The sequence below is a fragment of the Providencia sneebia DSM 19967 genome, assembly GCF_000314895.2.
GTDB lineage: Bacteria > Pseudomonadota > Gammaproteobacteria > Enterobacterales > Enterobacteriaceae > Providencia > Providencia sneebia.
In genome coordinates, this window is record NZ_CM001773.1 from 3768591 (window position 1) to 3794791 (window position 26201).

General features: G+C 39.3%; 19 protein-coding genes and 1 pseudogene. 9 read left to right on the forward strand and 11 right to left on the reverse strand.

Annotated elements, in window-relative coordinates; translation table 11 throughout:
* Nucleotides 1–228: 228 nt before the first annotated feature.
* Complete coding sequence (gene uvrA, locus OO7_RS15620; protein WP_008916906.1) at nucleotides 229–3063, forward strand: excinuclease ABC subunit UvrA; 2835 nt, start codon at nucleotides 229–231, stop codon at nucleotides 3061–3063.
* 95 nt (nucleotides 3064–3158) lie between these two features.
* Here the strand turns inward: uvrA and OO7_RS15625 are convergent, their stop codons facing one another.
* From OO7_RS15625 to dnaB, 3 genes are all read right to left on the reverse strand, one after another.
* The gene (locus OO7_RS15625; RefSeq protein ID WP_008916907.1) at nucleotides 3159–4355 is read right to left on the reverse strand and encodes an amino acid aminotransferase; all 1197 of its coding nucleotides are present in this window, start codon (nucleotides 4353–4355) and stop codon (nucleotides 3159–3161) included.
* A gap of 127 nt (nucleotides 4356–4482) precedes the next feature.
* The gene (alr, locus tag OO7_RS15630; RefSeq protein ID WP_008916908.1) at nucleotides 4483–5565 is read right to left on the reverse strand and encodes an alanine racemase; all 1083 of its coding nucleotides are present in this window, start codon (nucleotides 5563–5565) and stop codon (nucleotides 4483–4485) included.
* A gap of 141 nt (nucleotides 5566–5706) precedes the next feature.
* On the reverse strand, nucleotides 5707–7116 hold the full coding sequence (gene dnaB, locus OO7_RS15635) for a replicative DNA helicase (RefSeq protein ID WP_008916909.1): 1410 nt from the start codon (nucleotides 7114–7116) through the stop codon (nucleotides 5707–5709).
* Nucleotides 7117–7367: 251 nt separating this feature from the next.
* Here dnaB and OO7_RS15640 point away from each other — a divergent pair, with 251 nt between their 5' ends.
* Nucleotides 7368–8351 (forward strand): quinone oxidoreductase, encoded by a 984-nt coding sequence (locus OO7_RS15640; RefSeq protein ID WP_008916910.1) that lies wholly within the window; start codon nucleotides 7368–7370, stop codon nucleotides 8349–8351.
* A gap of 39 nt (nucleotides 8352–8390) precedes the next feature.
* Here OO7_RS15640 and dusA read toward each other — a convergent pair whose 3' ends face one another.
* From dusA to OO7_RS15665, 5 genes are all read right to left on the reverse strand, one after another.
* Entirely contained in the window at nucleotides 8391–9419 is a 1029-nt protein-coding gene (gene dusA / locus OO7_RS15645; RefSeq protein WP_008916911.1) for a tRNA dihydrouridine(20/20a) synthase DusA, read from the reverse strand.
* A gap of 228 nt (nucleotides 9420–9647) precedes the next feature.
* Nucleotides 9648–10583 carry a uridine-preferring nucleoside hydrolase UriH gene (gene uriH, locus OO7_RS15650; RefSeq protein ID WP_008916912.1) on the reverse strand — a complete coding sequence of 312 codons (936 nt, stop codon included), beginning with the start codon at nucleotides 10581–10583 and terminating at the stop codon, nucleotides 9648–9650.
* 136 nt (nucleotides 10584–10719) lie between these two features.
* Complete coding sequence (locus tag OO7_RS15655) at nucleotides 10720–11718, reverse strand: FUSC family protein (RefSeq protein ID WP_008916913.1); 999 nt, start codon at nucleotides 11716–11718, stop codon at nucleotides 10720–10722.
* 264 nt (nucleotides 11719–11982) lie between these two features.
* On the reverse strand, nucleotides 11983–14142 hold the full coding sequence (locus tag OO7_RS15660) for an ornithine decarboxylase (protein WP_008916914.1): 2160 nt from the start codon (nucleotides 14140–14142) through the stop codon (nucleotides 11983–11985).
* A gap of 273 nt (nucleotides 14143–14415) precedes the next feature.
* Complete coding sequence (locus OO7_RS15665; RefSeq protein WP_008916915.1) at nucleotides 14416–15453, reverse strand: mechanosensitive ion channel family protein; 1038 nt, start codon at nucleotides 15451–15453, stop codon at nucleotides 14416–14418.
* Between the two features lie 326 nt (nucleotides 15454–15779).
* On the opposite strand from OO7_RS15665, the pseudogene OO7_RS15670 reads away from it, so the two are divergent.
* Nucleotides 15780–16475: pseudogene (locus OO7_RS15670) on the forward strand (helix-turn-helix transcriptional regulator).
* A 95-nt stretch (nucleotides 16476–16570) separates the two neighbouring features.
* On the forward strand, nucleotides 16571–17158 hold the full coding sequence (locus OO7_RS15675) for a glutathione S-transferase family protein (RefSeq protein ID WP_008916917.1): 588 nt from the start codon (nucleotides 16571–16573) through the stop codon (nucleotides 17156–17158).
* 73 nt (nucleotides 17159–17231) lie between these two features.
* On the opposite strand, the gene OO7_RS15680 is transcribed toward OO7_RS15675, so the two are convergent.
* Complete coding sequence (locus OO7_RS15680; RefSeq protein ID WP_008916918.1) at nucleotides 17232–17654, reverse strand: DoxX family protein; 423 nt, start codon at nucleotides 17652–17654, stop codon at nucleotides 17232–17234.
* 220 nt (nucleotides 17655–17874) lie between these two features.
* On the opposite strand from OO7_RS15680, the gene OO7_RS15685 reads away from it, so the two are divergent.
* Nucleotides 17875–18651: an AraC family transcriptional regulator gene (locus OO7_RS15685; protein ID WP_008916919.1), complete on the forward strand. Its 777-nt coding sequence runs from the start codon at nucleotides 17875–17877 to the stop codon at nucleotides 18649–18651.
* Between the two features lie 48 nt (nucleotides 18652–18699).
* Here OO7_RS15685 and OO7_RS15690 read toward each other — a convergent pair whose 3' ends face one another.
* Nucleotides 18700–20349: a Na+/H+ antiporter gene (locus OO7_RS15690; RefSeq protein ID WP_008916920.1), complete on the reverse strand. Its 1650-nt coding sequence runs from the start codon at nucleotides 20347–20349 to the stop codon at nucleotides 18700–18702.
* Between the two features lie 366 nt (nucleotides 20350–20715).
* Nucleotides 20716–21213, reverse strand: coding sequence for a redox-sensitive transcriptional activator SoxR (soxR, locus tag OO7_RS15695; protein ID WP_008916921.1), 498 nt, complete (start codon nucleotides 21211–21213; stop codon nucleotides 20716–20718).
* 153 nt (nucleotides 21214–21366) lie between these two features.
* On the opposite strand from soxR, the gene OO7_RS15700 reads away from it, so the two are divergent.
* Genes OO7_RS15700 through OO7_RS16905 form a run of 4 tightly spaced genes read left to right on the forward strand, consistent with a single transcriptional unit; the run spans nucleotide 21367 to nucleotide 26181 of the window.
* Nucleotides 21367–21789, forward strand: coding sequence for a DoxX family protein (locus OO7_RS15700; protein ID WP_008916922.1), 423 nt, complete (start codon nucleotides 21367–21369; stop codon nucleotides 21787–21789).
* Nucleotides 21790–21806: 17 nt separating this feature from the next.
* Nucleotides 21807–22916: an efflux RND transporter periplasmic adaptor subunit gene (locus tag OO7_RS15705; RefSeq protein ID WP_008916923.1), complete on the forward strand. Its 1110-nt coding sequence runs from the start codon at nucleotides 21807–21809 to the stop codon at nucleotides 22914–22916.
* 11 nt (nucleotides 22917–22927) lie between these two features.
* A complete protein-coding gene (locus tag OO7_RS15710; protein ID WP_008916924.1) occupies nucleotides 22928–26029 on the forward strand; it encodes a MexW/MexI family multidrug efflux RND transporter permease subunit in 3102 nt (1033 codons plus the stop codon).
* On the forward strand, nucleotides 26029–26181 hold the full coding sequence (locus OO7_RS16905) for a hypothetical protein (RefSeq protein ID WP_156823159.1): 153 nt from the start codon (nucleotides 26029–26031) through the stop codon (nucleotides 26179–26181). The genes OO7_RS15710 and OO7_RS16905 overlap by 1 nt, the downstream gene beginning before the upstream one ends.
* Nucleotides 26182–26201 lie beyond the last annotated feature (20 nt).

Below are 26201 nucleotides of genomic sequence, written 5' to 3' on the forward strand. Positions count from 1 at the left end.
CATTGCCTATGTATTGCAGATGAAATTGAAAATTGCTTCTTCAATTTGCGAGTGGTTTTGAAAAAATTTATGAGAATCGCTTTGAAAATTTTATTTCTGCCATCTTAATCAATTTCGACAGCTCGCGAAAATACTTTTTCATAAAACACTGTATATTCATTCAGTCGAAGTTGTGCGATAATGTTTGGCTTATGATTGTTCACTATCAAATCATCCGGGAAGTGGTAAATGGATAATATCGAAGTACGCGGTGCCCGCACCCATAATCTGAAAAACATCAATCTCATCATCCCCCGCGACAAGCTGATAGTCATTACGGGTTTGTCAGGATCAGGAAAGTCATCACTTGCTTTTGATACATTGTACGCGGAAGGGCAGCGCCGTTATGTCGAATCCTTATCTGCTTACGCAAGGCAATTTCTATCTTTGATGGAAAAGCCTGATGTTGATCATATCGAAGGGTTATCGCCGGCTATTTCGATTGAACAAAAATCAACATCACACAACCCAAGATCGACAGTTGGAACAATTACCGAAATTCATGATTATTTAAGGCTCCTATTTGCCCGGGTTGGTGAACCACGTTGTCCTGATCACGATATTCCCCTTGCGGCACAAACTGTCAGCCAAATGGTCGATAATGTTTTAGCGCAGCCGACAGATCGCCGCATGATGCTACTCGCACCTGTCGTGAAAGATCGGAAGGGTGAACATGTTAAATTATTAGATAACTTGGCATCCCAAGGCTACATTCGTGCGCGTATTGACGGAGAAGTCTGTGATCTGTCTGATCCACCAACTCTCGAACTACAAAAGAAACATACCATTGAAGTTGTCGTGGATCGTTTTAAAATTCGCGATGATATTGCTCAACGCTTAGCTGAATCTTTTGAAACCGCACTCGATCTTTCTGGTGGGACAGCTGTTGTTGCTGATATGGATGATCCAAATGCTGAAGAACTTATTTTTTCAGCAAACTTTGCCTGCCCTGTCTGTGGTTATAGCATGGTGGAATTGGAGCCGCGCTTATTTTCCTTCAATAACCCAGCCGGAGCCTGCCCAAGTTGTGATGGACTTGGCGTACAACAATTTTTTGATCCTGAAAGAGTCATCCAAAGTACTGAGATTTCACTTGCAGGTGGCGCAATTCGTGGTTGGGATCGCCGCAATTTTTACTATTTTCAAATGCTGATGTCATTGGCTGAACATTATAAATTTGATGTTGAAGCACCTTATGATTCACTCAGCCCAGACATTCAAAAAGTGATTCTTTACGGGTCCGGCAAGGAAACCATTGAATTTAAATACCGTAATGACCGCGGTGATATTACTATCCGCCATCACCCTTTTGAAGGCGTTCTGAATAACATGGAACGGCGTTATAAAGAGACGGAATCTACCGCCGTACGTGAAGAACTCGCCAAATATATTAGTAACCGACCTTGTGTTTCATGCCACGGTACCCGCTTACGCAAAGAAGCACGCTATGTTTTTGTTGAAAATACGACATTGCCTGAAATTGCTGACTACAGTATTGGTCATGCTATGGAATTTTTCCAAAATTTAAAACTTAGTGGTCAACGGGCGCAAATAGCAGAAAAAGTACTAAAAGAAATTGGCGATCGCTTGAAATTTTTAGTGAATGTCGGCCTTAATTACTTAACTCTTTCTCGCTCTGCCGATACTTTGTCTGGTGGTGAGGCGCAACGTATTCGTCTTGCAAGCCAAATTGGTGCAGGTCTTGTTGGTGTGATGTATGTTCTTGATGAACCATCAATTGGCTTACATCAACGCGATAATGATCGTTTATTAGAAACCTTAATTCATCTGCGTGACCTCGGTAATACTGTGATTGTTGTTGAGCATGATGAAGATGCGATACGTGCAGCAGATCATATTATTGATATTGGACCTGGTGCCGGTGTTCATGGTGGGCAAATTGTCGCCCAAGGCACATTAGAAGATATTGTCTCAAACCCAGAATCACTAACCGGTAAATTCTTAAGTGGTGAACGTCGGATTGATATTCCAAAACAGCGGATACCTGTTGATAAAGATAAAGTGCTCAAAATTATTGGCGCAAAAGGCAATAATTTAAAAAATGTCACTTTAACTCTGCCTGTTGGTTTATTTACCTGTATTACTGGCGTTTCAGGATCAGGCAAATCAACTTTGATCAATGACACCTTGTTCCCGATCGCGCAAAGACAATTAAATGGTGCAACAACCATCACGCCAGCACCTTATTTAGAAGTCGAAGGGCTAGAACACTTTGATAAAGTGATTGATATTGACCAAAGCCCTATTGGGCGCACACCGCGTTCTAACCCTGCAACTTATACGGGTGTCTTTACCCCAATTCGTGAGCTATTTGCTGGTGTGCCCGAATCACGTACTCGCGGCTACAATCCAGGCCGTTTTAGCTTCAACGTCAAAGGTGGACGCTGTGAAGCTTGCCAAGGTGATGGTGTTATCAAAGTAGAAATGCACTTTTTGCCTGATGTGTATGTTCCTTGCGATCAATGTAAAGGTAAGCGCTATAACAGAGAAACGTTAGAAATAAAGTACAAAAGTAAAAATATTCATGAAGTGCTGGATATGACCATTGAAGAAGCTCGTGAATTTTTTGATGCGGTGCCTGCGCTGGCGCGTAAGCTGCAAACTTTGATTGATGTAGGGCTTTCCTATATTCGTTTAGGGCAATCTGCCACTACATTATCCGGTGGTGAAGCACAGCGGGTTAAACTGGCGCGTGAATTATCTAAACGCGGAACGGGTCAAACTCTCTATATTCTTGATGAACCAACCACAGGTCTACATTTCGCAGATATTCAGCAACTATTGAAGGTATTACATCAATTACGTGACCAAGGAAATACCATTGTTGTCATTGAGCATAATCTTGATGTAATCAAAACAGCGGATTGGATTGTTGATTTAGGTCCTGAAGGTGGTAGTGGTGGCGGTGAAATTTTAATTTCCGGTACACCTGAAAAAGTTGCAGAATGTGAAAAATCACACACGGCCCGTTTCTTAAAACCTATTTTAGAACGGGGTTACTAGGTTGATGATTAGTCACAACTAACTCATTAGAATACCAATAAAAAACGCAGCACTTTGTCTGCGTTTTTTATTATTTTATCATTTTACTATATCAATTATTGGTTCACAGCTGCGAATGCTTCAACAATACGCTGAACATTATGGCGGTTAACGCCGGCCATACAAACCCGCCCTGTACCAACCAAGTAAACCGCAAATTCATCTTTCAAGCGATCTACTTGTTCTTGAGTAAAGCCCGTATAGCTGAACATTCCACGCTGTTTTAGCAAGTGATCAAAATTTTTCTCTGGCAGCGCTTTTTTCAGCTCATCAACTAATACCGTTCTCATTTCTAAGATACGTAAACGCATCTCTTCAACTTCTTGCAACCATTGTGATTTTTGCTCAGCATCAGTAAGGACTTGTGCAACAATTTTAGCGCCATTTGATGGAGGACTTGAATATAAACGGCGTACACCTGCTTTTAACTGACCTAATACGCAATCCCGTTCATCTTGGTTTGCACAGATAACAGATAAACCACCCGCTCGCTCACCATAGATACCAAAAATTTTAGAAAAAGAGTTACTTACCATGATAGGTAAACCCGCTTTCGCCATCGTTCTAATGGCATAAGCATCTTCATTAATGCCTTCTGCAAATCCTTGATAAGCGATATCTAAAAATGGAATTAATTTTCTCTCTTTGGCAACTTTGGTCACTTCATCCCACTGTTGCGGTGTTAAGTCCGAACCGGTTGGATTATGACAGCAAGGGTGCATAAGAATAATGCTATTTTCAGGCAATTTATTAAATGTTGCCAGCATCTCATCAAATTTTACCCCTTTCGTTTTTTCATCGAAGTAAGGGTAATAATGGACTTTAGTACCTGCTCCAGCAAAAATAGAGGCATGATTTTCCCAAGTTGGGTCACTGCACCAGACTTCTGAATGAGGGAAATAGTTATGGAGGAAATCTGCACCTAATTTCAATGCACCAGAACCTCCTATTGTTTGTACTGTTGCAATACGTTCTTGTGCGATTAAAGGGCAATCTTCCCCAAATAATAATTTCTGAATTTCTAGGCGATAATCCTTCAAACCTTCCATAGGCAAGTAGAGTGATGCGCTGGAAGGTAATTGGCTTAATTTTGCTTTTGCATTGCCAACTGTTAGTAATTCTGGTGTTTTGCCATCAGCATCATAGTACAAGCCAATACTCAAATTAATTTTGTTTTTGCGAGTATCTTTATTAAATTCATCCATTAGCGATAAAATTGGGTCGCCAGGATATGGATCAACATGTTGGTACACTGAATATCTCCCTAATAATTATTTTATTCCCATATATTTCAAGCAACATTGAAACGCATTTTAATACAGCTCATTGAATTATATCGGATCTATCTTGGTTAACGTTAAGAAGGTAACTCTTTGTTAGCTATTCGTCTATATATTCCATAATCACTCTTGAAGTCAGTTTTGTGAGTAATTCATAATTGATAATGCCCGTTTGCATGGCGATTTCTTCAACTGGTAGAGCTTTACCCCATAAAATAACTTCATCACCAACTTTATCTGTGGCATTCGGCCCTAAATCCACGGTGATCATATCCATAGAAACTCGCCCAACAATAGGCACTTTTCGCCCATTAATGAGGACTGGTGTTCCTGATGGCGCACTGCGCGGATAACCATCTCCGTATCCTATGGCGACAACACCAAGCCGTGTATTTTGCCCACTACACCAAGTTGCCCCATAACCCACACATTGCCCTGCGGCATGCTCTCTGACAGCAATTAAAGTTGATTTCAGTGTCATCACACTTTTTAAGCCAAATTCTTGTGCTGATTTACCTTCTTGCGGAGAAGCGCCGTACATCACAATACCTGGTCTAACCCAATCAAAGTGAGCTTCTGGCCATAATAGAATACCCGCAGACGCTGAAATCGATTTTTCACCCGGTTTGTCAGCAATAAATTGCTGGAAGCAGGCTAATTGATTAGCAGTGGTTGCTAACTCAGGTTCATCTGCTTGGCAAAAATGACTAACAATATTGATAGGTTGTTTAACATTAGAACAGGATTGTAAACGTTGATAAAAGCTTTGTGCATCTTGGGGTAAGACACCTAATCGATGCATTCCAGTATCGAGCTTCATCCAAACTTTAATAGGTTCAGCAAGCTGGGTTGATTCCAGCATTTCTAGTTGTTCGACACAATGAATAACAGTATCAATCTTATGTTCAACTAAAATAGACAGATCCATCTGCTCAAAAAAGCCCTCGAGCAGCACAATCGGTGCCGTTATCCCTCTTTCTCTTAGGGCGAGCGCTTCTTTAAGACGAGCAACACCAAAACCATCAACAAGATCTTTAATCGAATGACTGACTTCTGTAAGCCCGTGGCCATAAGCGTTTGCTTTTACAATTGCAATGAGACGGCTGTGCGGAGCTAATTCTCTAACGCGTTGCAGATTGTGTCGCAGAGCGCGGCGATTAATTAATGCGGTTGCCGCTTTCATGATTATTTAATAAACCTCTATTCTCTTTCTCGGATTATCTGTTGATGGTAACTATATACCTAAAGTTATCTGTTTAATATTCAGATAACACCTTGAACTAGCACAATAAATATTAGCTTCGTGTCAAATATTATTGGGATCCTATTCCTCATCATAAGCAGGTCCAGCATAGTTATCAAAGCGTGACCACTGCCCATTAAAGGTCAGCCGAACAGTACCGATTGGTCCGTTACGTTGTTTACCAATAATAATCTCTGCAATACCTTTTTTATCACTATTATCGTTATACACTTCATCACGATAAATAAACATAATAAGGTCAGCATCTTGCTCAATAGAGCCCGATTCACGTAAATCCGAGTTAACAGGTTTTTTATCTGCACGCTGCTCAAGGCTACGGTTAAGCTGTGATAACGCAACAACTGGCACATTCAGCTCTTTAGCCAAGGCTTTCAGTGAGCGAGAAATTTCTGCAATTTCCAGTGTACGGTTATCAGACAAGGCGGGAACTCGCATTAACTGCAAGTAGTCAATCATGATCAAACTTAAACCACCATGTTCGCGATAAATACGGCGTGCACGCGAGCGAACTTCTGTTGGTGTTAATCCTGATGAATCATCAATATACATATTCCGTTTTTCAGACAAAATGCCCATTGTGCTGGAAATACGCGCCCAATCTTCATCATCTAGCTGTCCAGTCCGGATCCGCGTTTGGTCAACGCGAGATAATGAAGCCAACATACGCATCATAATTTGGCTTCCTGGCATCTCTAAACTGAAAATCAATACCGGCTTTTCTTCCGTCATCGCCGCATTTTCACATAAGTTCATCGCAAAGGTTGTTTTCCCCATTGATGGACGAGCAGCAACAATAATCAGATCAGAACCTTGTAACCCAGCCGTTTTCTTATCTAAGTCTTGATATCCAGTCGAAACACCCGTTACCCCATCATGAGGCTGCTGATATAGCTTCTCTATCTTTTCGATAGTTTCCGATAAAACCGCTTCTATATCTTTTGGGCCTTCATCTTTATTCGCCCTAGATTCAGCAATTTGGAATACTTTTGTCTCAGCGAAATCAAGCAAATCTTCACTATTGCGACCTTGGGGATCATAACCTGCATCCGCTATCTCATTCGCAACAGAAATCATATCTCGTACGACTGCACGTTCACGGACAATATCTGCATAAGCATTTATATTCGCCGCACTTGGCGTATTTTTTGATAACTCAGCAAGATACGCAAACCCACCCACGCCATCTAACTCACCTTGTTGTTCTAGTGATTCTGACAACGTAATTAAGTCGATAGGTTTACCCTGCTCAAGCAATAGCTGCATTTGAGCAAAAATAGTTCGATGTGGACGGCTATAAAAATCAGCATGGGTAACACGTTCAGAAACGGTGTCCCAACGCTCATTATCAAGCATCAACCCTCCTAATACAGATTGCTCCGCTTCGATAGAATGAGGAGGAAGTTTTAATCCTTCCATTTGGTGATCGCGCGGTACATTACTTTTGCTATCTGAAGGGTATTTTTTAGCCATACTTTAATTATCCACATCCATTATTAACTCGCGCATTAGTATACGCCAAAGTTAGTATTGGGGGAGGTTTTCTTTGATAGTCACTCAACGGCAATATGAATAGAAATCTAAATGTACTCAACAAACAACTTATTATCACCAACAAGGCATAGCGTTATGACCAATTGATTGATATGGTGAATGCAAACCTTCGCTTGATATCGAGCACAATTTCCCCCCTATTTTGGGTATCAAATTTATCGGAGATTATCATGGTAAAACGCATTGAATTTGCACAATACGGCGGCCCAGAAGTTCTGACTTACACTGATTATGATCTTAAACAACCTGCCGACAACGAAATTCAGATAGAAAACCATGCTATTGGTATCAATTATATTGATACTTATGTCCGCAGCGGACTATACCCTGTAGCCAGCCTGCCTTCAGGACTTGGAACTGAAGCCGCAGGAATTGTCGTGAAAACAGGTGCTAATGTGACTGGTTTTCGTCCTGGTGACCGCGTGATGTATGCACAAAGCCCGCTTGGTGCTTATAGTGAAGTTCACAATGTACCGGAACAAGCCGTTGCTCATTTACCTGATGGGATCTCTTTTGAGCAGGCCGCGGCTTGCGGTCTAAAAGGTATGACGGTTTACTACCTATTAAACCAAACTTATCAAATCAAACGTGACGAAGTGTTCTTATTTCACGCAGCTGCGGGTGGCGTTGGTTTAATCGCTTGCCAGTGGGCAAAAGCACTTGGTGCGAAGATGATTGGTACTGTTGGTAGCCCAGAAAAAGCGGAACGAGCAAAAGCCGCGGGAGCATGGGAAATCATCAACTATAAAAATGAAGATATAGCACAGCGCGTCAACACGTTAACCAATGGCGAGAAAGTCAATGTTGTCTATGATTCTGTCGGAAAAGATACTTGGTTGGCATCACTAGATTCATTAAAACGACGTGGATTAATGGTCAGCTTTGGTAATGCTTCTGGCCCTGTAACAGGTGTTAACCTAGGAATACTCAATCAAAAAGGCGGCTTGTATGTCACTCGCCCCTCATTAGGTGTTTATGTCCGTGATCGCGCTGAATTAGACCAAGCGAGCCAAGCGCTATTTGATATGATTTTGAGCGGTAAAATTAATGTTGATGTACCAAAACAGCAAGTTTTTGCACTGAAAGAGGTACAAAAAGCACATACCCTCTTAGAACAACGCAAAACACAAGGCTCCAGCCTGCTCATTCCTTAATGAATACTGAGGCGCCACAATGGCGCCTTCATAAAAACTTTATTCGCCTTGCGTCACAAATGACAGAGCTTGCTCAACGACAGTTAAATCTGCCCCTTTTTTATGTGCATTCTCACTCAAATAGCGTCGCCATTGACGAGCGCCTGGGATCCCTTGAAATATCCCCAGCATATGACGAGTCATATGTCCAAGATAAGCACCTTGTGATAACTCTTTTTCAATATAAGGGTACATTTGACGAACAGCATCTACCGCATTGACGACAGGAAGTTGTTCATCAAATAATTGATTATCAACCGCGGTTAAGATAGAAGGATTCTGATAGGCTTCCCGCCCCACCATCACACCATCAAGATGGCGTAAATGTTCTTTTGCTTCTTCAAGTGTTTTCACGCCACCATTAATTGCCATGGTTAAATGCGGGAAATCACGTTTAAGTTGATAAACTCTTGGGTAATCTAACGGAGGAATTTCGCGATTTTCTTTCGGGCTTAAACCAGAAAGCCATGCTTTACGAGCATGGATAATAAACATTTCGCAATTCCCCTTGGTTGCAACAGTGTCAATAAATTCACACAGAAACTCATAACTATCTTGCTCATCAATACCAATACGAGTCTTAACCGTCACAGGAATAGAAACCACATCTTTCATTGCTTTAATACAATCAGCAACTAACTGAGCATCAGCCATTAAACATGCCCCAAAACGGCCATTTTGTACGCGATCAGATGGACAACCTACATTTAAGTTGATCTCATCATAACCTCGTTCTTCCCCCAATTTTGCGCATTGAGCTAATGCTGCGGGATCACTTCCCCCTAATTGCAAAGCAACAGGCTGTTCTTCTTCACTAAAGGCAAGATAGTCACCTTTACCATAAATAATGGCTCCCGTAGTCACCATTTCGGTATAAAGCAACGTATTTTTCGTCAATAAGCGATGAAAATAACGACAATGGCGGTCGGTCCAGTCGAGCATCGGCGCAACGGAAAAGCGGTTTAAGTTTTTATAGCTCGATATTGCCTGAGCATCAGTATTTTTTGGATCTGATGTATTTTGTTGCATGTTAATCTTTTGAATTTAGACGAGTTTTTAGTCTCTAAAAAGAGAGACTAAGCAAAATAGCGAATTAAGCTAAGTATTGTAACATCATACAATACAAACAGCGGAGCCATTTCATTATTTAAATCCAGTGTGGTGGATAATTGAAGAATAATGAAATGAAACTTAAAGATGAATAATCAGTATTATTTTGATTGGACTCCCAAGAGCCCAATCTGAGGATTTTACGAGTTAGCCAATATTTTTTAATGCATTAACAACTAATTTCCAAAACTTACCATGATCAAGTTTTACAGCAACTTGGGTATGGCAATCAGCGGGGGCAGGATGACGAAAATCAGCTACGGTCATGCCTAGTGTTAAAGTACCGGTTAACTCGATATCAACAGGGACTTTCTGAGTTGTCATTACAGTTGGGTCGATAACATAGGCAACTGCGCAAGGATCGTGTACCGGAGGCGCATCAAAACCTTGTGCTTGTTTATATGTTTTACCAAAGAAATCAAGTAACTCGACAACAAATTGTGAGCAATCTGTACCGACTACAGCAATATTCGCCACAATTTCAGGTGTAGCTAAAGCTTGGTGGGTGAGATCTAACCCAACCATCGTCAGCGGCCATTTTTCGTTAAAAACGATGTGTGCAGCTTCTGGATCTATTTTGATATTAAATTCAGCGACTGGGCTCCAATTGCCGACATGATAACCACCGCCCATTAGAACAACTTCTTTTACCCGTTCTACAATTCGCGGTTCTAACCGCGCAGCTAATGCAATATTTGTCAACGCCCCTGTTGGAACTAATGTGATGGTTTTCGGAGGATGTGACATGATAAGTTTAATAATTAATTCAACAGCATGGCACTTTTCGAGCGCTAATGTTGGCGTCGGTAACTTTGGTCCATCTAACCCAGAGTCACCATGAATATCAGGAGCAACCTCAACTTCACGTACGAGTGGGCGAGAAGCACCAGCGGCAAAAGGAATACCACGAATATTCGCCATTTCAGCAACAGCAAGGGCATTATGCGTCACTTTTTCTAGTGTTTGATTACCCGCAACTGTGGTAACGGCAAGTAACTCAATGTCAGGATTACCATACGCTAATAACATCGCGATTGCATCATCATGTCCTGGGTCACAATCGAGGATAATTTTTTTAGTCATGTATGTAGCCTTGTTATTTTTAGAGGAATACTTATTAATTTATATTGTTATTTTATAAGTATATTCTCAATAACGCCCTGACCTTCCTCGCAAAAATAGATGATTAATCTCTCTTCTTTCTATTTAATATCTGCGATTAACTATGTTTTCCTTGAATCGCTTCTCTATGATGGCGGAAAAAGTGCAATTCCATCAAGAAACTAATACATACTGCAACAACACAACCAATGACTGTTTCAATCACGCGATCAAATAAAATGTTATATTTTAAGTCTCCTAAATATTCCATTTGTTCAATGATTGATAATGTTAATCCAGTATTCGCAAAGGTCACAAAAGTATAATTTTTACCATTACTTATCGGTAATAAGAAGGAGAAGAAGATAATCGAAAACCAGCCAATCATTGGAGAAGGAAGTGAGGTAAAACTAAAGTACACTAATAATGCCGCAATAATACTGCCAACAACTCTTTGCAGCGTTATTACCAATGATTTTTTTGAATCATAGGTAAATACCAATACAAACGTTAACAATGCCCAATATGGGAAGTTAAACATATATAATCTAGGAATATAAACCGTAAGAGAAACACCTATAAAATAGAGTAATGCAAAGAATAAAACATGTTTTGTTAATTTTTTTAATGGATTTTCTAATCTACGTAATAAGGTAAAAAAGCCGACTTTTCTCTTTTTACTATAAAGATAATAAATAATATTAGAAACAATGCAACCTATGTAAAACCCTAAAAAATCACTTATTGGCAGTTTTTGAAAACTCACGCCTACAGCCAACATAATAATCACATATTTCATAGAAATAGTGATCACAGGTGAACTATCGATATAAATAAAATAAATAATAGAAGAAAGAAATAATAATATGTATAAAGGAATGCCTTCTTGTAAAATATTACCAACATACATTGCCAATAATACAATCGTGACCCAACTTAATGAGTAAAAGAAGTTTTTATATCCCTTATGTGCTGAAAAAATATAGTGATTATAAATAATTGAGAATGCAGCCCACATCGCAGCTTGAATATCAAAAAACAGCCAAGATATTAACATACTTAACAGCGTACAAGATATATATATAACACCATCAAAGAAGTGAGTATTTCCATTCATTTTAATTTACCTAAATCTATTTTATCCCAGAATGGTATCATCAATCCCATCATAAATTATCTTAACTCATAAATATAATGATAAAATGTTAATATTTAGACATATAACTAAATAAATTCTATCAATTATTGTATTTAGATTAATTTTTAAAGCAAAAATATGATGATAAACCAAACCTTAAATAAAACCACAAGAGAACCCAAACTATCATTTATGGATACATTAAAAAATAATCGAGTTTAGGTTCTCAAAAATAAAGATAATCTATTTTAGAACATGGGCATAAACCCGCTTTTGCCCATCTTCTGTTTTTGGAATATATACACCCTGTAATTCAGGCGCGAAACCGGGTAATTGATTAATTCCAGCTTCTAATGCTTGAAAATAGCGTAATACAGGCCCTTCCCAAACTTCACCGGGCACAACACATAATACGCCGGGAGGATAAGGAAGTGCGCCCTCAGCCGCAATACGCCCTTCCAACTCAGACAACGGTAATAACTCCACATTGCCACGAATAAATTCAATATGAGCTTGTTGCGGATTCATTTTTACTGTTGGAAAATATTCTTTTCGGAACATCTCTTTTTGTAATTGTTTAATATTATATTGCACACTGAGTTGATGCATTTCTTGGCATAAACGGCGTAATGTATAACCTTGATAATGCGCTTGGTAACGCTGATATACGGAAGGTAATACATCTTCTAATAACGCATCTTCATCGAGTAATTTTTCAAAGCGTATAAGATGATTAACCAGTAAATTTAATTTTTCTGCCGTTTCAGCGGGTGTTAATAAAAACAAGATTGAATTTAAATCACACTTTTCGGGAATAATTGAATGTTCACGAAGAAAATGCGCCAAAATAGTTGCTGGAACACCAAAAGATTCATATTCACCACTTTCAGCATCAATACCGGGTGTGGTTAACATCAATTTACACGGATCAACAAAATATTGGTTTTCTGCATAACCGTCAAAAGCATGCCAACGTTCATGAGGAATAAAATTAAAAAAACGTTGGTCCGCAGCAATTTGCTCTGTCGGATATTCTTGCCACAATTTACCTTCTATCCTTTCAGGTATAAAGGGTTTGAAATAATGGCAACACTCTAAAATCTCTTTTCTCACATCAATACCAAGTTTGACACACGCCATCCACATCATTTCACCTGCATCACCTTGATGCATACGCGCATTAACATCCAATGAAGCAAATAACGGATAAAATGGACTAGTTGAAGCATGCATCATAAAAGCATTATTCAGTTTTTTGTGGGAAACAAAACGCGCTTGTCCTTTAATATGATTATCTTTTTTATGGATCTGCGATGCTTGTGAAAATCCTGCAAGCTGTTTATGGACAGATTGAGTCACCATGATCCCTGGGTCATTTTCATTTAATTCCAACAGCAATGGCGAACATTGGCGCATCATTGGAATAAATTGCTCATAACCAACCCATGCTGAATCAAACAAAATGTATTCACACAAATGACCAATTTTATCAACTACTTGCCTTGCGTTATATACCGTTCCATCATAAGTGCCAAGCTGGATCACGGCTAAACGAAATGGTTTTTCTTGTGCATTTTTTTCTGGCTTAACTTCATTGATAAGTTGACGAAGATAATCTTCCTCAAAACAATGCGCATCAATGCCTCCGATAAAACCAAACGGGTTACGCGCAGTTTCGAGATAAACTGGCGTTGCACCGGCTTGGATCAGGGCACCATGATGATTAGATTTATGATTATTACGATCAAACAAGACTAAATCACCTGGTGTTAATAATGCATTGAGGACAACTTTGTTAGAAGATGAAGTGCCATTCAACACAAAATAGGTTTTATCCGCATTAAAAACACGTGCAGCAAATTTCTGAGCTTCTTTAGCAGCTCCTTCATGAATGAGCAAATCGCCCATTGCAACATCCGCATTACACAAATCGGTGCGAAACAAATTTTCACCATAAAATTGGTAAAATTGCTCGCCCGTTGGGTGACGGCGAAAAAATTGTCCGCTTTGATGTCCTGGGCACGCAAAAGTCACATTATGGCCTGCTGCATAATCCATCATTCTGGCAAAAAATGGTGGGAATAACTGTTCAAAATAACCATTAGCCGCCTCTAAAAGTTGGCGGCTATTCTCGCCACGTTCAGTTAGCGCAGAAGATAAAATAGCGGTTAAATATGGTGGTTTTTGAGAACCTTCGGGAAGGTGTTGATCACTAATTACAAACAAAGGGATATTCAATTTACTCTCAACAACTCTTTTCCACAGACCTTGATTTGCATCTTGTTCTGATAAGACAACGGCTGCAATATTGTTAAGCTGCGCATCGCAAATATCTACCCACTGGAATTCTCCTGAAAAGTAAATTGCGACCCCCGGGCTACATGCCACATTGATTGTATTCATAACAGTTTTGGCTCTTAATTAGCTGAGGAAAAGAGGCCGTTAATATACTTGATAGGCCTTAAGATTGGAATTATTGAAAACCAGTGGACTTGCGAGAAACTTAATAACTATTTTTATTATTTCTAACTTACTGGTTAATATTATAAAAATATTACGCTCTACTTTATAATCAACCAAATATTAAAACTATTTAGAGAAACTAATCGAATAAACCGACTAATACTTGATTATTTATCAGAATATTAGTCGGCTAATTAACATCAAAATAGCGCGTTAGCTGTTTTTTTCAATATACAGCGTTTGTGTAGAGAATGCGAAATCTGCACCGTGCTTTTTGACAATATCAATAATCTTCAAATAAACAGTTTGTTGCGCATCTAACCACTGTGCCCAGACAGTCGTTTTAGTAAAGCAATACACCATAATATTCAAAGAAGAATCTGCAAATTCATCAAAATACACCAACAAAGTTTGGCCGTGATCAATGGTTTCCTCTTGTTGCAACATTATGCGAATATCTTTGACAATATCACCAATTTTATCCGCATCTTCATAACGTAAACTTAATGATGTTTTAATTCGACGGTTAGTCATTCGTCCAGGATTCTCAACACTAATAGAAGAGAAGACTGAGTTAGGAATATATAATGGCCGATGGTCAAAAGTAATAATCTTTGTTAATCGCCAACCAACTTCAACAACGGTTCCTTCAATATTTCTATCCGGAGAACTTACCCAATCCCCAATATTAAAGGGTCGATCAAAATAGAGCATAATCCCAGAAAAAAGGTTACTGAGGATATCTTTACCCGCCATACCGATCGCAATACCGCCGATACCACCAAACGCCATTAATCCTGACAAACTCATCCCAAAATGCTCGCCAAATAATAGGATGATCACGACAAAGATAGTCGTTTTAAATACTCGAGCAATGATCCGCGCCGAAGTAGGATCGCTACCTTTTTGAATCTGGGCTTTTTCGAGTCTATTTGCTAGCTGGAACAACTTGCGCATCAAAATAATAGAAATTAGCGCTGTCGTAATAAAATTGATCAGTGATGTAGATATAAAATTCAGATCGAAATCTTTTGCAGCCATATCAACATATTGCCCAGCTATAATGACAAGGCTACATAAAATGGCAGTTTGAATAACATGAACAAAAATACTTTTTGGCTTATGTTTTTGTCGCTGATTAAGTATTTCAAAAGCAATAAATAAAGCCAAGCATATAACGATTGCTGTTATACCTATTGCATACTTTTCAAGCAACATTTCAATAACTTCTTTGTGTCTTGAAGATTCCATTAACATCTATCTCTTTGTTATTTAATTTATTTATAATAAATTTCTTATTCGCTCTAATTAGCATAGTTATGATCTAAGCGAGTAAAAATGGCTACTACGATACCAAGTTTGTACATAATTTTCTTAATAATTGTCTTTATCTTTTTGAATTCATCCAATAAAGATTGGTTATTTTTATTCGCAGCGAAATTACCGGTACACATAAACACTTTTATTTTTGCCCTAAAAATGATCCATTAAAGTGTTGGAAATCTTTATCATCATAACAAATTCAAGTAGTGCTATGATATTTAGCATGTTCCCACTATGGTTAATTAAACATACCAATGACTCGCACACAACGTTTGCTCACGCTATTACAAATATTAAAAGAGAATCGTTATCCGGTTACAGCGGAATCACTTGCATCACAATTACAGATTAGTGTGCGGTCTATTTACCGCGATATTGATTCATTACGTCATCAAGGTGCTGAAATAACAGGGGAAGCGGGAATTGGTTATCAGTTAAAATCAGGATTATTACTTCCACCTTTAATGTTTGACGAGAATGAGCTTGAAGCGCTCATTCTCGGTTTACGTTGGGTACAAAGTAATGCTGATGAAGAATTGAGCGCTTCGGCAATGCGTACGCTGAATAAAATCAATAGTATTGTTAAAAAAGAGGCGCAAACACAGATTGCACAAACAACATTGTTTGCCATTTCTAGCCAATTAACAGGCGTTAATAATCTAATTGCCAAAGAGTTACGCCGCAGCTTACGTGAAGAAAAGAAAGCAAATATTCATTACCAAGATGCTAATGGGCAAAGCAGTTGCCGAATAATTTGGCCAATTGCCGTGGGTTATATGAAAGAAGTACAAGTTCTTGCCGCTTAGTGTGAATTACGCAAAGACTATCGCCATTTTAGATTAGACCGCATCACTTCCTACCAAATACTTGCCGAAAATCCGCCTTACCCTAAACATTATTTGCTCAGGCGTTGGCAAACCGAAGTCATTGGTGATTGCACCATATTGTAAAGCGAATAAAACTTTATATGAGGAATGATACTGACAAGAACTGACACACTAACGTCTTATGATACTTCCTCAATTTCATCAATGGGGAAATAATCATGAGTGAACTCACTCTTTATACTAATACAATGTCACGCGGTAATACTGTTGATTTGCTACTTAATTTATTAGCGGTTCCCTATAACCGAGTTGAATTAGCATTCAATGAGCAAATGCATACTAAAGAATATCTTGCAATAAATCCGATGGCAAAAGTGCCCGCACTCGTTGATGGCGATAATATCATTACAGAAACTGCGGCAATTTGCCTCTATCTAGCTGATAAATTTATTGAAAAAGGGTTAGCACCTGAATTTAACTCTCCAGAGAGAGCTCCTTATTACCGTTGGTTTTTCTTTACTGCTGGCCCGATTGAAGCTGCATTTACAGCGCATATGATGGGGCTTGAATTAAGTGCAGAAGAACAAAAAATGTCAGGATTTGGCTCATTTAAACAGGTAATGGATTGTTTGGAAACAGGCTTAGCCAATGCCGCACCTTACATTTGTGGACAACAATTCACAGCTGTTGATGTTTATATTGGTTGCTTTTTAGCCTTTCTTATCCAACATAATTTAATTGAGATTTCACCAACAGTACAAAATTATTTTGATGCAATCAGTCGTCATGCAGACTTTAATAAATAGATAAAAATCGATAGAAATACAGAGTTCATCAAGATAAATGAACTCTGTTATTTGGATTTTATGCTTATTATTCTTAGCGCCAGTTTGGATTTTTCACAAGTGAGTATTTACCCGCGCCAAGTAACGCTAACGCGATAGAACCAACAAAGAAATAGACAACACTTTCGATTGCCCATGCGCCTGTTTTATCAAGTACAAATGTCTTATCCATTCCAACCATTAACCAAGCCACTAGCATAGTGAAGGCAACAAGTAAGGCTGCAGGTCGAGTGAGTATGCCTAAAATAATTAAAATAGGCGCCACCACCTCACCCAAAATAGTTCCATAAGCGATAAACTCAGGTAAACCATAAGATGCCAGCATCGCTTTTACGCCACTTGCTCCCGTTAGGAGCTTACTGATGCCATGAAATAACATTAACCCGCCAACAGTAAGACGCAGCAATAATTTCCCTGCATCTTCATGTGATAACCATCGATTAAATGCGCCTATCACGATAATTCTCCCCTTAGTATATTCATCGTCAAATTCTATTATGAGTGATAAATGAAGAAAATGAGAATTAATTTTATTCTCAATTATTACATTGGTATTATATTGCGATAAAACCCAACGATTACATTGATAATAAAGATCTTTTTTAATCAAAAAATGGGTATTGCTAACCACTCAAAAATGGTCAATTATACTTCAATATCCACAGGCTAGAGTGATTATGAGAAATATTCCGCTTGAGAGTGTTGATAAGGTAAAACGTGATGTTTTAGCCATCAGAACCGATTATTTACCCAATGTATTACTCAATTCACACGTTCACCGTCGTGCCCAATTTTTATATGGCGCAACCGGGTTAATTGAAGTGAGCACAGAAGATGGTGAGTGGGTGATACCACCCGATAGTGGCGTTTGGATACCCGAAAACACACCGCATGAAACAAGGATGCTTAATGTTAGTACTCGCAGCCTCTATATTGAGCCAGCAGCTGCACCAAGAACAAGTCAGCAATGTGAAGTTTTAAGAGTTTCACCCTTATTACGCCAGTTACTACTCGAATCAGTCAATATTCCCATCGAATATGATGTTAATGGGCGAGATGGCGCATTGATTCAACTTCTGCTACACGAAATTTCACGAGCAAAACCCTTACCTTTTTTTGCTCCCATCCCTCAAGATGAAAACTTGGCTAAATTATGCCGCGAGTTTTTAAAAAATCCTAAAATCACCTCATCCCCGCATGAATGGGCAGACCAATTGCATAAAAGTGAACGTTCATTTAGTCGATTTTTTGGCGCGCAAACTGGTTTATCATTTTCAGAATGGCGTCAGCAAGCGTGTTTGCTCAATGCAATTACCCATATTTCAGCAGGTAAATCTATAACAGAGGTTGCTTTTGACTTAGGTTATAGCAGTGTAGGGGCTTTTTCGACAATGTTTAAAAAGTGGTTAGGACACACGCCATCAAACTTTATTCAACAAATTGAAGAAAAATAAAAAGGCACTAAACCATCCATGTAGCTTAGTGCCTAAGAATATTATTTATTAATGTGCTGAAGAATTCTTATAATGATTTAATGTCTCTTCTTTTAAATCTAATTCATCACGAAGACGATGATAAACACGTTCACTGATATTTTTACCTCTACGCATTTGATATAACGCTTCGCGTTTTGCTTTTAATGCAGAAGAAGACATCTCTTGTTCCATCTCAATCATTCGATGTAAATCATAAATATCAGATTCAATTTCATCTGTATTATCTAAACGTCGCGCATATAACTCTAGCAATTGAGCACCAACTTCAGTACGCATTGCTATTTCATCCATATCTTCTGAAGGATAATTCATTAATTCACGCAAATGATTCATTGCCGCTTCATTTAATGCCATACGAGCACGAATTTCATCATTATCATAAGGTAAATCTTGGCTTAGTCCTTTTGTCAGAATAGGCAGAGCAATACTGGCAATTAATAAAGAACACAAAATTACGCCCATAGATAAGAAGATTGCTAAATCACGATTTGGGAATAATGTGTTATCCGGCATTAACAAAGGTAGCGTTAAAATACCCGCTAATGTAATTGCACCACGTACACCTGCGGTTGCCATAATCGCCATCATGCGAATATGTAAAACATCCGCTTCTTTACCACGGCGACGATTTTGGAATACCGTCAAGGTCATTGAAATCCACACCCAACTAAAACGCAAAATCGCCAAGGCAACTGTAATTACGATCACATAAACAAACAGCATCCATGGATGGCTTGCTCCCGCTTCAGCTGCAACTTGTGGCATATTTCTCCACATTGCAGGAAGCTGTTCACCTAACAGGATAAAAATCATCCCATTTAAAGCTGTTTGAACAGTATCCCACACCGCTTTACTTTGCATACGAGTTGCAGCCTGCATACGACCAGCAATTTTTTCATAGTGCATGGCAATTCCCGCCACAACCGCAGCAAGAATACCCGAAACATGCAAATGTTCAGCCAATAAGTAAGCACTAAATGGCATTAATAAGCTGATCAGTATCTGAATCGAAGGCTCTTCACCCGTGCGTTTAACCAAAAATTGGTTTAACCAACCAATGATCCACGCCACCAGCAAACCAATTAAGATCCCACCAAATGCAACTAATACAAATTCACCCGCAGCGGACGCTAATGAGAATGTCCCTGTTAAAGCAGCGGTAACCGCAAAGCTAAAACAGACCAAGCCCGTAGCATCATTCAGTAATGACTCACCTTCAAGAATATGTGCCATCCGTGAAGGAAGCGGCGAGTTGACTGTCATTGCAGAAACAGAAACAGGGTCTGTTGGTGATAGAATCGCAGCAAGTGCAAAAGCAACCGCTAAAGAGATTGCTGGAATTAACCAGTGAATAAAAAAGCCCATTCCGATCACGGTAACAACAACCAAACCAATCGCCAATGACATAATAGGTTTGATTTCTTGGAATAATGCCTCTTTTGGAATACGCCAACCATCTAAGAATAATAATGGTGGAATAAACAAAAATAGGAAAAGATGCGGTTCAAATTCGACATCAAATCCAAAAATAGATAACCCTGCACCCAGAGCTATCTGTATAATAGGTAAAGGAATAACATCCTTAAATAGCCGTGAGAGAAAAACACTCACAATAACGGCTAATAGAAATACTAAGACAAGCGTCACAACTGACATGGATTTGCTCCAATATTAAACTAAGCAATAAATTATCAGCCATGAAGTAAATAGATAAATTGAATCAAAGTAAAGTGGCGATTTATTATAAAAATGAAAAAAACTTATTTTCAGAAAAGTTCTATGTGAATCATTCTATTACAGAATAACTTCAAACATAATCCAAATGTGATAAGTTGGATTTTATCTTCATAATAATTAATAAGTTATTCTAATTTCAGCTATAAATACCTAATTGAAGATTAATTTTATCTATTTACCTGCTTATACACATTTTATTATTAGCAAAAATAACTAGGCTGCTTCTTTATTTAATAGGGAAAAATAGCTAATAATATTTAATCTCTCTCTATTTCTACCTTATCATCATGGTCGTTCAAGAATACGAGCTCCCGGCCCTCTGCGCCCTAAAATATCATCTGGATTACGTAATGGACATTCGCTAAGCGATAAACAGCCACAACCAATGCAGTGATCTAGCTCGTTGCGTAAACGCGTTAATTGTCTAATTCTTTTATCTAATGAAACCTTCCATTCGGTTGACATCTCCTTCCATTGTTCAGAAGTTAGCTTACTATTTGCAGGAAATTTACCTAATGCATCTTGCACTTCTTTTAAAGGTATCCCTGTACTTTGTGCTACCTTAATAATAGCAATATAGCGCAGAACAACAGCAGGGAAACGCCTTTGATTACCTTGCGTTCGGGTACTTTGTATTAACCCTTTTGATTCATAAAAATGAATCGTTGAAACAGGAACACCAGAACGTTTTGCCACTTCCCCTACAGTCAAAGCCCTTGAAAAATCTATTTTATTGACTTCCTTTTCCTCATTTTTTATCGACTTTGTGTCTTTGCTCATCATTTTTATCCACCATTACTTGACCTCAACTTAACTTGAGGTTTTATAGTGCCAACCTCAAAGTTTGTCAAATGAGATTATGCATTTGGTTTCCTGTATGTGGTGACAATATTTCCTTGTCAGCATGCAGACTTACTTAGTTTGAAGGAGATGGCTATGCCACTGGTAATCGCCAAAATTTTAGAAAGTCGCACATTATGGCTTATTGCTCGAATTCTTATCCTTGTCTTATTTGTCTCTTCTGGCTTGGCAAAAATTTTTGATTATGAAAACAGCCTTGCAGAAATGCGTGCAGCCGGATTGCATCCTGATTGGTTTTTCAATATTGCATCCGCCTTTGTCATGTTGGCTGGGTCATTTTTAGTATTATTTAATCGCTTATTATGGCTTGGTAGCACTGCGCTTGCCGTTTTCTTATTTCTCACCATTGTCGTCGTACATACTTTTTGGAATTACAGCGGTGAAGAAGCCAAAATCGCTCTATTTTGGGCTATCGAACATATCTCAGTTATTGGTGGATTAGTAGCTATCGCGATTGCAGGGCATTTTCGTGATCTTTATTACACACAAAAAATATAAAAATTGTAGGAACAATAATGAATAAAAAATTCATCATCTCGTTATGCGCTATCTTTGTCATCACAGGCGGTACTACCGTTATTTATCGCTCTTATGCGCAAGATGACAAAGAACAGCAAGCGGCCTATCAATATCCACCCGTTAAAGTTGCTGTAGCACCCGTCACCGAAGAGAGCGCACCACGTACTTTTTATGGTGTTGGCGAACTTGAAGCAGGTAGACAAGTTTTTGTTGCGGCAGAAACCAATGGGCGTATTACCCAGATTGATTTTGAATCTGGTCAAACAATTAAAAAAGGGCAATTACTTGTTCAACTCAATGACGCTGTTGAACAAGCTGACTTAGCGCGTTATCAAGCTCAACTGCGAAATGCAACACGTTTACACAATAGAACAACGACTCTTGCCAATAAACATTTGGTTGCTGAAGCTCAAGTTGATAGCACCCGCGCAGAGCGTGATATTGCTCAAGGACTTATTCGGCAAACTCAAGCATTGATTGCACAAAAAGCTATTAGAGCACCTTTTGACGGTATTATCGGCATTCGTCAAGTGCATGAAGGACAATATCTTAATCCAGGAGAAGCCATTGCTAGCCTTGTCGATACGCAAACATTGAAGTTAAATTTTTCACTTGATGAGCAAGCTTCACCAGAATTGCATATTGGGCAGCTGGTGGATATCAAAGTGGATGCTTATCCCACAAAAACCTTCCCCGCTCGCATTAATGCTATTGACCCAATTGTAGGAAAATCACGAACGATCCAATTGCAAGCCACACTGGAAAATAGTGATGGCGAATTAAAAGCTGGCATGTATGCCAATGTGAATGTAATCCGACAAACCAATAATCAAGTCCTCACAATCCCTGAAACTGCGGTGACTTATACCGCTTATGGCGACACTGTATTTATTGCTGAAGGTTCAGAGAACGCAATGACTGCCAAACAAATTTCCGTAAAAGTGGGTCAACGCTGGGCCGGTAAAGTGGAAATCGAGCAAGGTCTGAAACTTGGGGAAAAAGTCATCACATCGGGTCAATTACGGCTTAATAATGGCTCGCCAATTACTTTGGTTGAACAAGACACTTTAGCCAATTCACCAAAGGCTAGCGCACAAGATTCATAAGGAATAATGCAATGAAGTTTACAGATATTTTTGTGCGTCGCCCAGTGTTAGCACTGGTGGTCAGCTCTTTGATTGTTCTTATTGGATTATTTGCATTAAGTAAGCTCCCTATTCGTCAATATCCGCAATTAGAAAGCTCAACAATAACCATTAGCACCCAATATCCCGGTGCATCAGCAACACTAATGCAAGGCTTTGTCACACAGCCAATTGCACAAGCAGTATCCTCTGTTGAAGGTGTCGATTATTTATCATCCTCTTCTGTGCAAGGCAGCAGTTTAGTAATTGTCCGTATGGAATTAAACCGTGATTCAACACAAGCCCTTACACAAGTTATGGCCAAAGTTAATCAAGTTCGCTATAAACTGCCTAAAGAAGCTTATGATCCCGTAATTGAACTCTCTTCGGGTGAATCCACTGCTGTGGCCTATATTGGTTTTTCCAGTACAACACTGTCGATACCCGCACTCACTGATTACTTATCTCGCGTCGTAGAACCGATGTATTCCACAATTGATGGTGTCGCAAAAGTCCAAGTTTTTGGTGGGCAACAGCTCGCCATGCGTTTATGGCTAGATGCCGATAAACTTGCAGGCCGAGGGCTTACAGCAGCAGATGTTGCACAAGCTGTACGCCAAAATAATTACCAAGCAGCACCCGGAAAAGTGAAAGGTGAATATGTTATTTCGAATGTTTACGTAAATACTGATCTTACCAATGTGGCTGAATTCCAAGACTTGGTGATACGCAATGATGGTAATGGATTAGTCCGTTTACGCGATGTTGGGACAATTGAACTTGGTGCCGCTTCAACTGAAACCAGTGGCTTGATGAATGGTGAACCGGCTATCTATTTAGGCTTATTTGCCACTCCAACAGGTAACCCATTAGTCATTGTTGATGGGATGAAAAAGCTCATGCCAGATATTATTAAAACATTGCCACCCAATGTGAAAGTGGAAATGGCATTTGAAACTTCTCGTTTTATCAAAGCTTCAATTGACCAAGTATTCCATACGCTAATAGAAGCCTTATTAATTGTCATTGCAGTCATTTACCTGTGCTTAGGCTCTATTCGTAGTGTCATTATTCCTATTTTAGCCATTCCACTCTCCATGTTAGGTGCCGCTGCGCTAATGATGGCATTTGGTTTTAGTATTAATTTATTAACGCTTTTAGCCATGGTATTAGCGATTGGTTTGGTGGTTGATGATGCCATTGTTGTCGTAGAAAACGTTCACCGCCATATTGAAGAAGGGAAATCACCAATATTGGCAGCATTAATCGGTGCGCGTGAAGTTGCAGGCCCCGTTATTGCAATGACAATTACCTTAGCTGCTGTTTACGCGCCTATTGGCTTAATGTCTGGTTTAACTGGTGCTTTATTTAAGGAATTTGCCCTAACATTAGCAGGAGCCGTTGTTGTTTCAGGCATTGTCGCCCTGACGTTATCACCGGTGATGAGCTCATTTATGTTGAACTCACAACAAAATGAAGGTCGAATGGCGCATATGGCGGAAAATTTCTTCAATCGCCTTGCTAGCTATTACACTATTGGGCTTAATTTTTCGCTAAAAAACCGGTGGATTACAGGTATTATTGCCATAGCAGTTTTTATTAGCCTACCTTTGTTATATCAATCAGCGCCTCGCGAATTAGCCCCCGTAGAAGATCAATCTGCGATTTTAACTGCAATAAAATCACCACAACATGCCAATCTTGAGTATGTAGAACGCTTTTCTCGTAAATTGCATGACGTGATGATGACCCTACCAGAAACTGAAAGTACATGGATTATTAATGGTACAGATGGTACTTCTTCCAGCTTTGGTGGAAGTAATTTAACTTCGTGGGAACAGCGAGAAAGACCGGCATCTCTTATCCAATCAGATTTACAAGGACGAGTTGGGGATGTTGAAGGGAATAGTATCTTTGTATTTCAGCTACCAGCACTCCCGGGGTCAACAGGCGGTTTACCCATTCAAATGGTTCTTAGAAGCCCGCAAGGCTACCCTGTGCTGTATAAAACAATGGAAGAGATCAAACAGCAAGCTCGTGAAAGTGGCTTATTTATGGTTGTTGATAGCGATTTAGATTATAACAACCCTGTTGTTGAGGTAAAAGTGAATCGCTCAAAAGCCAATAGCCTTGGTATTAGTATGCAAGATATTGGTGAATCACTGAATTTATTAGTGGGCGAAAACTACATTAACCGTTTTGGAATGGAAGGTCGCTCTTATGATGTGATCCCTCAAAGTATGCGAAGCCAGCGCCTCACACCAGATACACTTTCTCGGCATCATGTTAAAACGCAAAGTGGTGCGATGATCCCACTCTCCACCGTGGTAGATATCCAAACTGAAATTGAACCCAATAAACTTTCACAGTTTAATCAACAAAACGCTGCAACCTTCCAAGCAATTCCTGCACCAGGGGTTACATTAGGTCAAGCGGTTGAATATTTAGATGCATTAGCAAAAGAATTGCCGGCAGGATTTAGCCATGACTGGCAGTCTGATTCTCGTCAATATCAGCAAGAAGGGAATACGCTCGCTTTCGCATTTATGGCTGCACTTATCATCATTTATCTTGTTCTGGCAGCTCAATATGAAAGCTTAGTTGATCCGCTCATAATTTTAATCACCGTGCCATTATCTATCTGTGGCGCATTAATTCCTCTCGCCTTAGGGTATGCCACGCTCAATATTTATACACAAATTGGCTTAGTCACATTGATTGGCTTGATCAGTAAGCATGGCATCTTGATGGTCGAATTTGCCAATGAATTACAAGCTCATGAGAATTTAAACAAACGTGAAGCCATCTTAAAAGCAGCACAAATTCGTCTACGCCCAATTTTGATGACGACTGCGGCGATGGTCATCGGGTTAGTGCCACTATTATTTGCTACAGGTGCCGGAGCAAATAGTCGCTTTGGCTTAGGTCTAGTCATTGTCACAGGTATGTTAGTGGGTACGTTATTCACCCTGTTTATCTTACCAACCATTTATTCACTCCTTGCCCGTAACCACAGTGCTACCACCCTAACGCCTCGCCGTTATGAACTTGCAGAAGCTGAACGTTTACTCAAAAAAGATGAGGAAAAAGCCTAATGAATAGAACTATATCTCGCCATCAACCTAAAAATAATAATGAAGTTCAAAGTGATGAGGTTAATCCAATGAATAATAGCATTGCATTATTAATGATCTACCATGGCCTGCCAAAGACAAATAAGAAGCCCGCTTCGATCAAGGAAGCCTAGAGATTTAAGATAGTGCCAAG

Excerpts from the sequence above, each read along its gene's own strand:
- OO7_RS15710 (WP_008916924.1), top strand. The coding sequence starts at position 22,928 with ATGAAGTTTACAGATATTTTTGTGCGTCGCCCAGTGTTAGCACTGGTG.
- uvrA (WP_008916906.1), top strand. The coding sequence starts at position 229 with ATGGATAATATCGAAGTACGCGGTGCCCGCACCCATAATCTGAAAAAC.
- OO7_RS15660 (WP_008916914.1), bottom strand. The coding sequence starts at position 14,142 with ATGAATACAATCAATGTGGCATGTAGCCCGGGGGTCGCAATTTACTTT.
- dnaB (WP_008916909.1), bottom strand. The coding sequence starts at position 7,116 with ATGGCTAAAAAATACCCTTCAGATAGCAAAAGTAATGTACCGCGCGAT.
- OO7_RS15665 (WP_008916915.1), bottom strand. The coding sequence starts at position 15,453 with ATGGAATCTTCAAGACACAAAGAAGTTATTGAAATGTTGCTTGAAAAG.
- OO7_RS15690 (WP_008916920.1), bottom strand. The coding sequence starts at position 20,349 with ATGTCAGTTGTGACGCTTGTCTTAGTATTTCTATTAGCCGTTATTGTG.
- OO7_RS15675 (WP_008916917.1), top strand. The coding sequence starts at position 16,571 with ATGAGTGAACTCACTCTTTATACTAATACAATGTCACGCGGTAATACT.
- soxR (WP_008916921.1), bottom strand. The coding sequence starts at position 21,213 with ATGATGAGCAAAGACACAAAGTCGATAAAAAATGAGGAAAAGGAAGTC.
- alr (WP_008916908.1), bottom strand. The coding sequence starts at position 5,565 with ATGAAAGCGGCAACCGCATTAATTAATCGCCGCGCTCTGCGACACAAT.
- OO7_RS15655 (WP_008916913.1), bottom strand. The coding sequence starts at position 11,718 with ATGAATGGAAATACTCACTTCTTTGATGGTGTTATATATATATCTTGT.
- dusA (WP_008916911.1), bottom strand. The coding sequence starts at position 9,419 with ATGCAACAAAATACATCAGATCCAAAAAATACTGATGCTCAGGCAATA.
- OO7_RS15700 (WP_008916922.1), top strand. The coding sequence starts at position 21,367 with ATGCCACTGGTAATCGCCAAAATTTTAGAAAGTCGCACATTATGGCTT.
- uriH (WP_008916912.1), bottom strand. The coding sequence starts at position 10,583 with ATGACTAAAAAAATTATCCTCGATTGTGACCCAGGACATGATGATGCA.
- OO7_RS16905 (WP_156823159.1), top strand. The coding sequence starts at position 26,029 with ATGAATAGAACTATATCTCGCCATCAACCTAAAAATAATAATGAAGTT.
- OO7_RS15685 (WP_008916919.1), top strand. The coding sequence starts at position 17,875 with ATGAGAAATATTCCGCTTGAGAGTGTTGATAAGGTAAAACGTGATGTT.
- OO7_RS15705 (WP_008916923.1), top strand. The coding sequence starts at position 21,807 with ATGAATAAAAAATTCATCATCTCGTTATGCGCTATCTTTGTCATCACA.
- OO7_RS15640 (WP_008916910.1), top strand. The coding sequence starts at position 7,368 with ATGGTAAAACGCATTGAATTTGCACAATACGGCGGCCCAGAAGTTCTG.